9 protein-coding genes, 1 tRNA gene and 1 pseudogene are annotated in these 12,375 nt (G+C 70.9%); 3 read left to right on the top strand and 8 right to left on the bottom strand.

Annotation, left to right across the window (positions count from 1 at the left end; genetic code table 11):
* Nucleotide 1 precedes the first annotated feature (1 nt).
* The 3 genes and pseudogenes from WH07_RS32155 to WH07_RS32165 all read right to left on the bottom strand — a co-directional run bounded on the left by WH07_RS32155 (nt 2) and on the right by WH07_RS32165 (nt 2,006).
* Nucleotides 2-74 (bottom strand) — tRNA-His (locus tag WH07_RS32155).
* A 104-nt stretch (nt 75-178) separates the two neighbouring features.
* Nucleotides 179-775, bottom strand: a pseudogene (orn, locus tag WH07_RS32160) (oligoribonuclease); the annotation flags it as partial.
* A 10-nt stretch (nt 776-785) separates the two neighbouring features.
* The gene (locus tag WH07_RS32165) at nt 786-2,006 is read right to left on the bottom strand and encodes a GlxA family transcriptional regulator (RefSeq protein ID WP_046507988.1); all 1,221 of its coding nucleotides are present in this window, start codon (nt 2,004-2,006) and stop codon (nt 786-788) included.
* Nucleotides 2,007-3,156: 1,150 nt separating this feature from the next.
* On the opposite strand from WH07_RS32165, the gene WH07_RS32170 reads away from it, so the two are divergent.
* Together WH07_RS32170 and WH07_RS32175 are read left to right on the top strand one after the other, a co-directional pair.
* Complete coding sequence (locus WH07_RS32170; protein WP_046507990.1) at nt 3,157-3,678, top strand: universal stress protein; 522 nt, start codon at nt 3,157-3,159, stop codon at nt 3,676-3,678.
* Nucleotides 3,679-3,979: 301 nt separating this feature from the next.
* The gene (locus tag WH07_RS32175) at nt 3,980-4,558 is read left to right on the top strand and encodes an acetate uptake transporter (protein ID WP_046507992.1); all 579 of its coding nucleotides are present in this window, start codon (nt 3,980-3,982) and stop codon (nt 4,556-4,558) included.
* Between the two features lie 284 nt (nt 4,559-4,842).
* Here WH07_RS32175 and glmS read toward each other — a convergent pair whose 3' ends face one another.
* The 3 genes from glmS to WH07_RS32190 form a co-directional block, all read right to left on the bottom strand.
* Nucleotides 4,843-6,672, bottom strand: a complete 1,830-nt coding sequence (gene glmS / locus WH07_RS32180; protein WP_046507993.1) for a glutamine--fructose-6-phosphate transaminase (isomerizing) — start codon at nt 6,670-6,672, stop codon at nt 4,843-4,845.
* A gap of 122 nt (nt 6,673-6,794) precedes the next feature.
* A complete protein-coding gene (locus tag WH07_RS32185; protein WP_046507995.1) occupies nt 6,795-7,070 on the bottom strand; it encodes a hypothetical protein in 276 nt (91 codons plus the stop codon).
* Between the two features lie 89 nt (nt 7,071-7,159).
* Nucleotides 7,160-8,044 carry a DUF4429 domain-containing protein gene (locus WH07_RS32190; protein ID WP_046507997.1) on the bottom strand — a complete coding sequence of 295 codons (885 nt, stop codon included), beginning with the start codon at nt 8,042-8,044 and terminating at the stop codon, nt 7,160-7,162.
* Between the two features lie 235 nt (nt 8,045-8,279).
* Between WH07_RS32190 and WH07_RS32195 the strand changes: the two genes are divergently transcribed.
* A complete protein-coding gene (locus WH07_RS32195; RefSeq protein ID WP_046508005.1) occupies nt 8,280-9,896 on the top strand; it encodes a beta-N-acetylhexosaminidase in 1,617 nt (538 codons plus the stop codon).
* A gap of 231 nt (nt 9,897-10,127) precedes the next feature.
* Here WH07_RS32195 and WH07_RS32200 read toward each other — a convergent pair whose 3' ends face one another.
* Both WH07_RS32200 and WH07_RS32205 read right to left on the bottom strand, forming a co-directional pair.
* The gene (locus tag WH07_RS32200; protein ID WP_046507999.1) at nt 10,128-11,288 is read right to left on the bottom strand and encodes an acyl-CoA dehydrogenase family protein; all 1,161 of its coding nucleotides are present in this window, start codon (nt 11,286-11,288) and stop codon (nt 10,128-10,130) included.
* 7 nt (nt 11,289-11,295) lie between these two features.
* Complete coding sequence (locus WH07_RS32205; RefSeq protein ID WP_046508001.1) at nt 11,296-12,237, bottom strand: hydroxymethylglutaryl-CoA lyase; 942 nt, start codon at nt 12,235-12,237, stop codon at nt 11,296-11,298.
* Nucleotides 12,238-12,375: the final 138 nt, after the last annotated feature.

Below are 12,375 nucleotides of genomic sequence, written 5' to 3' on the forward strand. Positions count from 1 at the left end.
GGGTGAGTAACGGGACTCGAACCCGCGACATCCTGGACCACAACCAGGTGCTCTACCAGCTGAGCTATACCCACCACGACCGGTCTTCCCGACCGGCCGAGAAAAAGTGTACAGGGTCCGCGAGGGTGCTCGCTCCAGCATGCGCGCGGGTGGCGCGCGGCGGCGGGGCGGGGGTGGGCGCGGGGAGCACGTACTTCGCCGCGATCTGCTTCGCCGTGTCGGAGTCCGGGCCCGGAGCCGGTACGAAGACCGCCTCGCGGTAGTAGCGCAGCTCCGCGATGGACTCGCGGATGTCGGCCAGCGCGCGGTGGTTCCCGCTCTTCTCCGGGCTGTTGAAGTACGCCCTCGGATACCAGCGCCGGGCCAGCTCCTTGACCGAGGAGACATCCACGATCCGGTAGTGGAGGTGGCCCTCCAGCACCGGCATGTCGCGCAGCAGGAAGCCGCGGTCGGTGCCGACCGTGTTCCCGCACAGCGGCGCCTTGCCGGGCTCCTTGACGTGCTCGCGTACGTACGCCAGGACCTGCTCCTCGGCGGCGGCCAGCGTCGTACCGCCCGCCAGCTCGTCGAGGAGGCCCGAGGCGGTGTGCATCTGCCGCACCACCTCGGGCATGGTCTCCAGCGCCGCGTCCGGCGGGCGGATCACGATGTCCACCCCGTCACCGAGCACGTTGAGCTCCGAGTCGGTGACCAGGGCGGCCACCTCGATGAGCGCGTCGTCCGCCAGCGAGAGCCCGGTCATCTCGCAGTCGATCCACACCATGCGGTCGTTCATACGCCTTACCCTACGGGGCGCTCCGCTGGCCGGGCAGACTCGGACGGCCCGGACCTGCCGCGTACACGTCCGACCCGGGCTTTCCGTGCTCCGGCAGCGCCGAGGACGCCGTCGGCTGGCCAGGCGCGCCCGCCGCCGCGGCCGCCCGCCTGGTGTGCGGGGAGGCCTGCGCCGGTACGCCCGGTTCCATGACCCCCGGCGGCATCGGCTCGCCCTGCGGGCGCCTGGCCCGGTAGGCGGACCGGTAGGCCGCGGGGGAGGAGCCGAGCTGGCGCCTGAAGTGCCCGCGCAGCGCCACCGGGGAGCGGAAGCCGCAGCGGCCGGCGACCTCGTCGACCGAGTAGTCGGAGGTCTCCAGCAGCCGCTGTGCCTGAAGCACCCGCTGGGTGATCAGCCACTGGAGCGGCGCGCTCCCGGTGAGCGACCGGAACCGCCGGTCGAACGTACGGCGGCTCATGTACGCGCGGGCCGCGAGCGTCTCCACGTCGAACTGCTCGTGGAGGTGCTCCAGGGCCCAGGCCACGACCTCGGCGAGCGGGTCGGAGCCGATCTCCTCTGGTAAAGACCTGTCCAGATAACGTTCCTGACCGCCGCTGCGCCGTGGTGGTACGACCAGTCTGCGGGCCAGGGCGCCCGCGGCCTCGGCGCCGTGGTCCGTCCGGACTATATGCAGACACAGATCGATTCCGGCCGCCGTGCCCGCCGACGTCAGCACATCGCCGTCGTCGACGAACAGTTCCCGCGGATCCACATGCACGGACGGATAGCGCTTCGCGAGCGTCGGCGCGTACATCCAGTGCGTGGTGGCCGGCCGTCCGTCCAGCAGTCCGGCCGCGGCGAGCACGAACGCGCCGGTGCACAGCCCGACGATTCTCGCGCCCTCCTCATGTGCCCGGCGCAGCGCGTCCAGCGCTTCCACCGGCGGCGGCGAAGTGATCGACCGCCATGCCGGCACCACCACGGTGCCCGCCCTGCTGATCGCCTCCAGGCCGTACGGCGCGCTGAGTTCGAGCCCGCCGGTGGTGCGCAGCGGTCCGTCCTCCCCGGCACAGACGAGCAGGCGGTAGCGGGGAACCCCGGCGTCCTGGCGGTCGATTCCGAACACCGAGAGCGGGATCGAGCTCTCGAAGATGGGGCCACCACTGAAGAGCAGCACGGCGACGACTTCCCGGCGGCGACGCCCGGAAAGCTTCCGTGCTGACTCCGGTGCGGCAGTGGAGTCCTGGCTCATGGCGCTAAGCCCCCCTCGGTGTTCGCGTCTCCCCGTTCTTGTCGGGCCTCTCGCTCCTGCACGATTCCCCTCGGTTTTGCACGGGTCCCCAGCCTTCGATGCTCATGATCGAATCTACTGCGTCCCGTGGTGCCGGCGTGACAAGTTCTCCATCCGGCGTTATGTCGACAAGGCAACTTGGCCCGAAGCATTCGATCACGAAGCGTTCCACTCGGGAGCCGAGAGTGGAAGTGGGCCTCGCGTGCATGGCCCGTCCCCATAGGGTGCGAACGGTCCGGTCGGTTCTTTTTTCCCTGGTGGCAAGGGGGTTGGCAGGCCATTTCGCCAAGGGTTCTGCCCCAGTGTGAAGTTGGCTGAAAAGCGATGGGTGTGTCTGTGCGAAGCTTTCAATCTCCCGGCGCACTACCTTCACGCGCGCGTGCGCCGCGCCGCGCCCTCGGCGTGCCCCGGGACCGTCGGCTTCCGGACGTTCCGTACGTTACGTACATCCTGGCCTTGATCGTAGCCCCCGGCGCCCGCTCCTTCCGCCGGCCTTCCCGCCGAACCGGCCGTGGCTTCGGGCGCGGTTCCGGTCGCGGTTCCGGGGTGGAGTCTTTGGGGTGGAGTCTCCCGTACGGGCCGGACGCCTCGGACGCCCTTCGCCCCGGCCCGTACCCCCAACCTGCCTCCGTGCGGCCCCAGGGGCGCCTTCTGGGCCCTCCCTGGCGCCGCCTCCCGGCCGGGGCCCGCGGAAGCGGCGTCCGGCGGACAGGGCGGGCACGGCGGTCCTCGGAGTGGCCGCCGGAGGGCGGAGCGGTGCCCGCCCGCTCCTCCCGCCGCCGAGCGTCCTGAGTGGCCTGAGCGATCGGTGATGCGGGCACGAGGACTCCCACAGGGTGACGATATGACCGATGGCAAACGAGGAGCGGAGCCCTCCGGTCACTCCTCGGGCGACTGTAGGGACCATCCGGCATTGCGATCCGCCGCGCCCTCGTGCATGCTCCCTGGAACGCCGCGTGTGGGGCGGCGGGCTCTGGGCATGAGAGGAGTGTCGCCGTACCCTTATGGGTACTGGTTGGGAAGATGATTCCCGGACACGGCACCGCCCGCCACGACACCCGCCACGACCATTGTTGTCCCTTCCCAAGAGGACCTCTTTCGCCGAGACATCATGGCTGGTCACGAAATCCCCGAACCCGCTGACCGCAAGCAGGTCGCCGACCCGTTGTCGGACCTGCGAGCGGCGGAACAGACGCGTGCGTCCTGCGATCCCGCCTTCCGGCACGGAGTGGTGGTCGGTTTCGACGGCTCGACCTCCAGCGAGCGGGCGCTCGCCTACGCCATCGGCATGGCGAAACGGCTGAACTCCGGCCTGATCATCGTCCATGTCGCCAACCGGCTCCCGACCACGGTCTGGGCGGGCTGCGAGCCCCCGGTCTTCGTGGACGTGCCGGACCACCGCACCGAGGTGCTCGGTCTCGAACTGGCCTGCGCGGACTATCTCGCCGAGGTCCCGTGGATCCTGGTCGAGCGCGGCGGAGACATCTGCCACGAGCTGGAAGAGGTCGGCGAGGAGTACTCCGCGGACGCGATCGTCGTCGGCTCCACGCACGGCATCGTCGGGCGGATCTTCGGCTCGGTCGCGGGCCGGCTCGCGCGCCGCGCCCAGCGCCCCGTCGTCGTCATCCCCTGACGAGTTCCCGGCCCGTTCCCTGCCCGGTTCCCCACCGCGTACCGCGACTCCCCGCCCCGTACCGCGACCCGTTCGACCCGGTCCCCGACGGGTTCCTCGACGCGCTGCCCGATTCCGTCATGCCCGTGACGCGGCTCGCCCTCCCGGCGGTCACGCCCGCGCTTCACACAATCTGAGACTGTGTCAACTCCCTTGCGTCCAAGGTGAATTTACTCACGCGTAGAGGTGCATCGTGCGCTTGTGAAGGGTACATAGCGGTCGCTGGGACACAGCCACCCGCACATCATGAAGGGAGCCCGCCGTGGACAACGACGTCTCTGCGGGAAGCACCACTTCCACTTCGGTTCTCGGCCATCTCGCGCTCGGACTCACCCTGCTCGCCTTCGGTATAGGCCACACCGGCGTCATCGACGGAGTGACGGCGGCGGACGCCGTCTCTCTCGCGCTGTACGTCGGAGGGGTCGCGCTCTTCGTCGCCGGACTGTTCGCGTTCCGGGCGGGCGACTCATTCACCGGTACGGCCTTCGCGGGCCTCGGAGCCTTCTGGTTCACCTGGGGCACGGGCGCCGGAGACCAGATCTCCGCCGACGCGGCCGGCCTCTTCCTCGTCCTCTGGGCACTGCTCGCACTCAGTCTGACCCTCGGCGCGGCGGGCGCGGGGCCGCTCCTCCAGGGCACGTACGGACTGCTCGCAGCCGCCCTTCTGCTGCTCGCACTCGGACAGTTCGCCGACAGCACGGGCCTGGCGAAGATCGGCGGCTGGGTCGCCGCGGTGGCGGGCCTGGCCGCCTGGTACGGAGCGACGGCCGCGCTCGCCAAGTGGCCGACCGCGCTGCCGGGCCGCCGTGCTGCCGGCCGTGGAGTGACGGCCACCGGCTGAGGCAGCCACGGGCCGGTGTCCGGGCAGCACCGGCCCCACCCGGGCCCTGTCCGCCGCATCCCGTCCGCCCTGCGGGCGGACGGCGCCATGTGCCGGACAGGGCCTGAGCGCCCCTCGCGCGCCGGGCGGCATGCGCGGGGGGCGCTCTGACGGCCCGGGGAACCGGACCGCGTCCGCTGCTCCACGGTCGTCGGCTGCTCCACGGTCCCCGGCTGGTCCGCGGCCACCGGCTGCTCCACGGCCCCTGGCTGGTCCGCGGTCGCCAACTACTCCACCGTCGCCGACTACTCCACCGTCACCGACTTCGCCAGGTTGCGCGGCTTGTCGATGTCCCGGCCCAGGGTCAGCGCGGTGTGATACGCCAGGAGCTGGAGCGGGATGCCCAGCAGGATCGCGTCCAGCTCCGGCTCGTTCTTCGGCACCACGATCGTGTGGTCGGCCTTCTCCTGCGGCTGGTGGCCCACCGCCAGGATCGGTCCGCTGCGCGCCTTGATCTCCTCCAGCGCCGCGCGGTTCTTCTCCAGCAGATCGTCGTCCGGGACGATCGCGACCGTCGGCAGCGCCGGTTCGATCAGCGCGAGCGGGCCGTGCTTCAGCTCCGAGGCCGGGTAGGCCTCGGCGTGGATGTACGAGATCTCCTTGAGCTTCAGCGAGGCCTCCAGCGCCACCGGATAGCCCCGTACCCGCCCGATGAACATCATCGACGCGGACCGCGCGTACTCGCCCGCCAGCTTGGCGATGGAGTCCTCCGTCGCCAGGATCTCCGCGATCTGCGCGGGCAGCGCGCGCAGCCCCTCGATGATCCGCTTGCCGTCGGCGACCGACAGATCGCGGATCCGGCCGAGGTGCAGTGCCAGCAGCGCGAAGGCGACCACGGTGTTGGTGAAGCACTTGGTGGAGACCACACAGACCTCGGGGCCCGCGTGCACGTACACCCCGCCGTCGGTCTCCCGGGCGATCGCCGAACCCACGACATTGACCACCCCCAGCACCCGCGCGCCCTTGCGCTTCAGCTCCTGGACCGCGGCGAGCACGTCGTACGTCTCACCGGACTGCGACACCGCGACATACAGGGTGTCCGGGTCCACCACCGGATTGCGGTAGCGGAACTCGGAGGCGGGCTCGGCGTCCGCCGGGATACGCGCCAGCTCCTCGATGAGCTGCGCGCCGATCAGCCCCGCGTGGTACGAGGTGCCGCAGCCCAGGATCTTGATCCGGCGTACCCCGCGCGCCTCACGGGCGTCCAGGTTGAGGCCGCCGAGATGCACCGTCGCGAACCGGTCGTCGATCCGTCCGCGCAGCACCCGGTCCACCGCGTCCGGCTGCTCCGAGATCTCCTTGTGCATGTACGTGTCGTGGCCGCCCATGTCGTACGACTCGGCCTCCCACTCCACGGTGGTCGGCGTCGCCGAGGTGCGGGACCCCTCGGTCGTGTACGTACGGAAGTCGTCGGCCTTCAGGGTCGCCATCTCGCCGTCGTCGAGCGTCACGACCTGGCGGGTGTGGGAGACCAGCGCCGCCACGTCGGAGGCGACGAACATCTCTTTCTCGCCGATCCCCAGGACGACCGGGGAGCCGTTGCGGGCGACGACGATACGGTCCGGGAAGTCCGCGTGCAGGACGGCGATGCCGTAGGTGCCCTCGATGATCTGGAGCGCCTGGCGGACCTTCTCCTCCAGGGTCGGTGCCTGGGAGCGGGCGATGAGGTGGGTCATCACCTCGGTGTCGGTCTCGGACAGGAACACCACCCCGTCCGCCTCCAGCTTCACCCGCAGCTCGGCGGCGTTGTCGATGATGCCGTTGTGGACGAGCGCGACCTTGCCCCCGGGGTCCATGTGCGGATGTGCGTTCTCGTCGCTCGGCGAGCCATGGGTGGCCCAGCGGGTGTGCGCGATTCCGGTGGTGCCCGCGAAGCGCTTGGGCACGCGGGCCTCCAGATCGCGGACCCGGCCCTTGGCCTTGACCATCTTCAGCGTGGCGGCCCTGCCCGCGGCCGGCTTGCCGGTGATGACGACCCCGGCCGAGTCGTACCCGCGGTACTCCAGCCGCTGGAGCCCCTCCAGCAGCAGCGGGGCCACATCACGCTTTCCGATGTATCCGACGATTCCGCACATACAGTTCCTGCTCCTCCTGATCGGCGCGGCATTGGTCCTGAATTTGTTCAGCCGGAACGGCTACGGCTATGGCTGCTGCCACGGCTACGGTTACGGCCCGGTGATCGCCGGTCCCGGCCGTGTCAGCCGTAGACGATGCGGCGTAGCTGCCGGAGCGACAGCTCCGGGGGCGCCACCGCGCGGTGCGGCAGCTCGGCCGCGATCCGCTCGAAGATCTCCGCGTTCGTACCGCCGCCGGACTGCATCTCCCGGTGGCGGCGGCGGACGAACTCCTCGGTCGTCTCGTCGAAGTACGCCAGCACGTCGAGCACCACCCGGGCGGCCTCGCCGCGCTGGAGCGCGGTGCTGCGGACGAGATGGTCGATGAGGTCGTCGTATGACGAGCGGCGTTCCAGCACCCGTCGATACTGCGGGTGGCGGCGGAGGTTTGCAACATTTCTGCCCGGAATCGGGCAGGGGGCGGCCCATTCGGGGGCGGAGGCAGTGCTCAGAGACGCCTGATGATGGCCTGCTTGGCGGTGGCGAACTCCTCGTCCGTGAGTATCCCCTCTTCGTACAGCTCGCCCAGCGTTCGCAGTCTGCGCAGCAGCGCGTCGGGATCGTCGCCCGTAGCTGGTCTGGTGTCCTCGGGTGCCGGGCCGGCCTCCACGGCCTGGGCGGTCTGCGCGTACGGATGCGGCAGCCGGGCGGCCACCGCCGCCCCCGCCAGCGCCATCAGCGGGTCCTTCTTGAACCCCCACAGCTCCACCGCGTGCGGGTCGTACTTCGGCGGCACCGACACGGCCACCGTCGTCCCGGCCGCCCGGAAGCGCAGAAAGCCGTTCTCCAGCCCCGCGCTCGGCAGCCACTCCACCGCCTCGACATCGGCGAGCGCGATGGTCCGGGCGCCGCCCGAGGACTTGGACTCCTCGGTCTTCCAGTTCCACTCCAGCCTGATCCGCTCCCCGTCGAAGGCCACGGTCCCGTCGCCCGCGCTCACGGTGATCGGCAGGGCGGGCCCCGGCAGCAGATAGCGGTCGACGGGCCCCGGCTCCACACCGTCCAGCAGCAGCGTGTTGCGCACCTCGTCGACGAGGTATTCGGCGACCCCCGCGCGGTCGTTCTCGACGGTCAGCCGGTACGGGTCGGAGCCGTCGTCCAGCCTGCCGCCGGCGACCAGGAGCAGCGGGTCGGCGCCGTCCCGCAGGCGCAGCCGCAGCCGCCCGGACTTGCGCCCCGCCTCGAAGGAGATTCCGGCCAACGCCCGCAGCGGTACGGCGATTTCACCCAGCGCCCTGCGCAGCGGACCGACGCCCTTGTCGTTGCCGGGCACGATACGGACCGTGTCGCCGTCGAAGGTCCAGGTGCCGTCCTTCTGGATTATTTCCGCCATGCGGGGATCCTTTCATCCAAGGCAGTGGAAATTGGTCTACACCTTGACCGTGGGTGGGGCGTACGGGTCCCATGGTGAGAAGTTCACTTCCCGGCACCGCAGGTGAGTACCCCGTCGAAGGGACAACCTCGTGAGATCCGTCGAGAGTCGGCGCGAAGTCGAGAGCCAGCGCGAAACGGCAAGCCGGTCCACCCACGAGAAAGGCCGGAGAAGCCGGCGGAGCGGGCGTGGGGCCCTGCCCCGAGTGGTCGGCTCGCTGCTGCTCGTCGTGGCGGCCGGTGTCGCCGGCATCGGAGCCACCGGTCCTGTGCCCGGTCCCGCCCCCGCCCGTCCACTGGACCAGATAGTGCCGGCGCCCGAGCGCGTACGGCCGGGCGGCTCCCCGTACACCCTCACCCCCACGACCCGGATCCTGGCCGACGGCGTCTCGCGCACGGACACCCGCGAGGCCGCGCGCGTCGGCTCGTACCTGGCCGGGCTGCTGCGGCCCGCCACCGGTTACGCCCTTCCGGTCAGCGAGCCGAAGGGCGACCGGAACGGTCGCGACGGCATCCGGCTGCGCCTCGGTACGGGCGACCGGAACCTCGGTGCGGAGGGCTACCGGCTGGAGTCCGGGCGGCACGGCGTCACCATCACCGCCCGCGAACCCGCCGGGCTCTTCCACGGCGTCCAGACCCTGCGCCAGCTCCTGCCCGCCCCGGTGGAGAAGCGGAGCACACAGCGCGTCCGCTGGACGGTCGCGGGCGGCACCATCACCGACACCCCGCGCTACGCCTACCGCGGCGCGATGCTCGATGTCTCGCGCCACTTCCTGACGATTGATCAGGTCAAGCTCTACATCGACCAGTTGGCGCTCTACAAGTTCAATACTCTGCATCTGCACCTCTCCGACGACCAGGGCTGGCGGATCGCCGTCGACTCCTGGCCGCGGCTCGCGACATACGGCGGCTCCACCCAGGTCGGCGGCGGCCCCGGCGGCTACTACACCAAGGCCCAGTACCGCGATCTGGTCGCCTACGCCACCTCCCGCCACCTTGAGGTGATCCCGGAGATCGACATGCCGGGCCACACCAACGCCGCGCTCGCCTCCTACGCCGAGCTGAACTGCGACGGCGTCGCGCCCCCGCTCTACACGGGCACCGCTGTCGGCTTCAGCTCGCTGTGCGCGCCCAAGGAGGTGACGTACGACTTCGTGGACGACGTGGTGCGCGAACTGGCCGCGCTCACCCCGGGCCGGTACCTCCACATCGGCGGCGACGAGGCGCACGCCACCAGCCACGCCGACTATGTGGCCTTCATGGACCGGGCGCAGGCCGTGGTGGGGAAGTACGGGAAGGCGGTGGCCGGCTGGCACCAGATCACCGGCGCCACACCGGCCGCGGGGGCCGTCGCCCAGTACTGGGGGTACGACGCCACCGGTTCCGCGGAGCGCGCGCAGGTCGCCGCGGCGGCCAAGAAGGGGACGCGGCTGGTGCTCTCCCCGGCGGACCGGGTGTATCTCGACATGAAGTACGACCGGAGCACCCCGCTCGGCCAGTCCTGGGCCGGCTACACCGAGGTGGACCGTTCGTACGACTGGGACCCCGCCACCTATCTCGCCGGCGCGGGCGTGCCGGAGAGCGCGGTGCTCGGGATCGAGGCGCCGCTGTGGACCGAGACCATCGCGACCAGTGACCAGGTGGAGTACATGGCCTTCCCGCGGCTGCTCGGTGTCGCGGAGCTGGGCTGGTCCCCGGCGGCCTCGCACGACTGGGACACGTACAAGCTCCGTCTGGCGGCCCAGGGGCCGCGGATGACGGCGCTCGGGATCGACTACTACCGCTCACCGCTGGTGCCCTGGCCGGCCGGCTGACCGACAGAGCGGATGTCCGGGGGACGGTCGGCCGGGCCCCATGGCCCGGCCGGCCTTCTTCGCGCTCTCGACGGCCGTGGGCGCGCGAAGCTGCGGCTCAGGCGGCCGACGCGTACGTGCCGGGCCGGGCGTGCCTGGCCCGGGCGCGGCGGACCTGGGCTGTGCCAGGCCGGGCTTGGGCGTGGCGGGCCCCGGCCCGGGGCCCGGGTGGCGGACCGGGGCCCGGGTGGCTCAGGCCGGGAGGCCCAACTCCCGTGCGATCAGCATCCGCTGGACCTCGCTGGTGCCCTCGCCGATCTCCAGGATCTTGGAGTCGCGCCACATCCTGGCCACCGGATACTCGTTCATGAAGCCGTATCCGCCGTGGATCTGGGTGGCCTCCCGGGCGTTGTCGACGGCGACCGTCGACGAGTACAGCTTCGCCAGCGCCGCCTCCTTCTTGAACGGCTCACCGCGCACCAGCCGCGACGCCGCGTCCCGCCAGCCGATCCGCGCCATGTGCGCACGCATCTCCATGTCGGCGAGCTTGAACTGGATGGCCTGGTTGGCGCCGATCGGCCGCCCGAACGCGTGTCGCTGCTTCGCGTACGCCACCGACTCGTCCACACACCCCTGGGCGAGACCGGTCGCCAGGGCCGAGATCGCGATCCGCCCCTCGTCCAGGATCCGGAGGAACTGGGCGTACCCCCGGCCCTCCTGGCCGAGCAGATTCGCCAGCGGCACCCGGACGTCCGAGAACGACAGCTCGCGGGTGTCCGAGGCGTTCCAGCCGACCTTGGAGTAGGGGGCCGCGACGGTGAAGCCGGGGGTGCCGGACGGGACGATGATCGAGGAGATCTCCGGACGCCCGTCCTCCTTGCGGCCGGTGACCGCCGTGACCGTGACCAGCCCGGTGATGTCCGTCCCGGAGTTGGTGATGAAGCACTTGCTGCCGTTGATGACCCAGGAGTCGCCGTCGCGCACCGCGGTGGTACGGGTGCCTCCCGCGTCCGAGCCGCACTCCGGCTCGGTCAGTCCGAAGGCGCCGAGGATCTCGCCCGCGCAGAGCCGGGGGAGCCAGGCGCGCTTCTGTTCCTCCGTACCGAAGAGATGGACGGGCATGGCGCCGAGCGACACCCCCGCCTCCAGGGTGATCGCCACCGAGGAGTCGACCCGGGCCAGCTCTTCCAGGGCGATCCCGAGCGCGAGATAGTCCCCGCCCATCCCGCCGTACTCCTCGGGGAACGGCAGCCCGAACAGCCCCATCCGCCCCATCTCGCGGACGATCTCGTACGGGAACTCGTGCCGCTCGTAGAAGTCGCCGATCTTGGGCGCCACGACATCGTGCGCGAACTCCTCGACCGTGCGGCGCAGTTCTTCGTGCTCGGCGGAGAGCCGGTGGTCCAGGGACATGGGTGCGTCACTCCTTGTGGGAGAGGGCTCGGACGGTACGGGAAGGGCTGGGGCGGCCCAGCCGTTCGGCCAGCCAGACGCTGGTGGCGGTGAGCCGGCCGAGATCGACGCCGGTTTCGATACCGAGGCCGTCGAGCATCCACACGAGATCTTCGGTGGCGAGGTTTCCGGTGGCGCTCTTCGCGTACGGACAGCCGCCGAGGCCGCCCGCCGAGGCGTCCACGGTGGTCACACCGTGCTGGAGCGCGGCGAACGTGTTGGCGAGCGCCTGGCCGTACGTGTCGTGGAAGTGCACCCCGAGGGCATTGGTGGGCACGCCCTCCTCGTTCAGCTCGGAGAGCAGGGTCTGCACATGGCCGGGGGTGGCGACGCCGATGGTGTCGCCGAGGCTCAGCTCGTCGCAGCCCAGGTCCATCAGGGCCTTGGCGACCCTGACCACCTGATGGATCGGGACCGGGCCCTCCCAGGGGTCGCCGAAGCACATGGAGAGATAGCCGCGGACATGGATCTTGTCGGCGCGGGCCCGCTCCACGACCGGCGCGAACATGGCCAGGGACTCGTCGACCGTACGGTTGAGATTGGCCTTGGCGAAGGACTCGGTGGCGCTGGCGAACACGGCGATACGGCGGGCGCCGAGGGCGGTCGCGCGGTCGAGACCACGGGCGTTGGGCACGAGGACGGGGAGCGCGACCTCCGGCCCCAGGTCGCCGAGGAGGGGGAACAGCTCCTCGGCGTCCGCGAGCTGGGGCACCCAGTCGGGACGTACGAAGCTGGTCGCCTCGACGGTGGTCAGCCCGGCGTCGGCGAGACGGTGGATGAACTCGGCCTTGACCTGGGTCGGTACGACCGCCTTCTCGTTCTGGAGGCCGTCGCGCGCGCCCACCTCATGGATACGGACCTGGGGCGGCAGCTCCTCCGAGGGTACGGCCATGGGCAGTCCGTGGATCATGACTCCTCCTGGGGGACGGCGATGTCCGGGCCGAGGCTCCGCGCGGGGGCGGGGCCCTGCGCCGGTGCTGGGCCTTCCGCCGGGGCTGGGCCTTCGGCCGGGGCGGGCGTGATTCCGGGGGCCGGCGCGGGGTCCGGA

The organism is Streptomyces odonnellii, from assembly GCF_000981895.1.
In the GTDB taxonomy this organism is placed as follows: Bacteria; Actinomycetota; Actinomycetes; order Streptomycetales; family Streptomycetaceae; genus Streptomyces; species Streptomyces odonnellii.